The sequence below is a fragment of the Desertihabitans aurantiacus genome (assembly GCF_003344635.1).
In the GTDB taxonomy this organism is placed as follows: Bacteria; Actinomycetota; Actinomycetes; order Propionibacteriales; family Propionibacteriaceae; genus Desertihabitans; species Desertihabitans aurantiacus.
This window is the reverse complement of sequence record NZ_QPKK01000509.1, coordinates 1-1167: the sequence shown is the minus strand read 5'-3', so window position 1 is coordinate 1167 and position 1167 is coordinate 1. Positions and strand designations below refer to the sequence as shown.

The following is a 1167-nucleotide window of genomic DNA, read 5'->3' as shown; positions in this document are numbered from 1 at the left end:
CATTTACGAAACGAGGTTGTAAGAATGGTAAAATCAATTAATGAAATTAAGCCAAACGAAGAAAAATTAAAAAAAGCTGAAAATAAAAACGTCCCATTTCCTGAAGTAGAAGCCGAAAAAGATAAATTCGAATCAGATAATCGCTTTTATTTATCAGATTCAGAATCACTTAAAGAATTAGAATTAAATTTTAGACAAATTATTGAAATCAATAGTGATGAAAAAGCAAATCCTAATACAATTATTGAATTCCTCAATAAAATCAAATCAAAATTTGGTGTTGTATTAACCAGTCCAAAAGACACATCTTTCTTAACTGATAGTGAACAATTTTCTTTTGAAAAAAATCTGAATATGCGTGAAATGTCAAAATACAACAAAGCAATTTTAAGAATGTATATTCATTTAATCTTGTTAAATCGAAAAGCTGTTAGGTTCAATCAAAGCGAATCTATATTCGACTTAAGAGATATATACCATTTAGATGGTATACACGATAAGATGTTCGATGTTGTTTCAGATATACCTGAAAACATCGTTGGTCGTATGAACATCATGGTTCGTAAAAAACAAAATGCAGTACGAGATTTTGAAAAAAAATTAATCTCATTAGAAAGACAAATTCAATTCAAACAAAACCAATTATCAAGTTTAAGTGCTGAAGATAGTGAAGATAATAAAGATATCGAGAAAAAAGGCGAGCAAATTCAACGTGATATCAATTCTATTATCAACAAAATTGAAAAATTAAGTTTCGAAACTGTAGATGCTTTAGAAGATTCATCATTTATGAAAGCTCCAACAGTTGGCATGGCTAATGAATTCATTTCAAAATTCATGAATTTTGGCATCAAATTAGAACAAGATGTTGAAAACCATATAACAACCGATAAAGAAATCATCGCTGGTATTAACAATGATGATTTGTACTTTCAAAAAGAAGACTATACTTGGGAAAAAGGTATCAATGTTTATCGCAGTATTCTCGCTAAAATCATTCCAAGTTTGCGCTTAAATGAAAGCGACGTAAATCAAGGATATGATGCACTGATTACGATGATTCAATCTTCTGACAAAGTTAGCGTATTTACGTTCAAGAAAAACTGTTTATTCTTCAAAAATGGTTTGATTGATTTAACATATAACGATGATGGTTCTATCAATCAC

1 protein-coding gene is annotated in these 1167 nt (G+C 29.0%); it reads left to right on the top strand.

Annotated elements, in window-relative coordinates:
• Nucleotides 1-24: 24 nt before the first annotated feature.
• Nucleotides 25-1167, top strand: a 1143-nt coding sequence (locus DVA66_RS21210; protein ID WP_157974223.1) for a hypothetical protein, incomplete at its 3' end; no start/stop codon positions are given.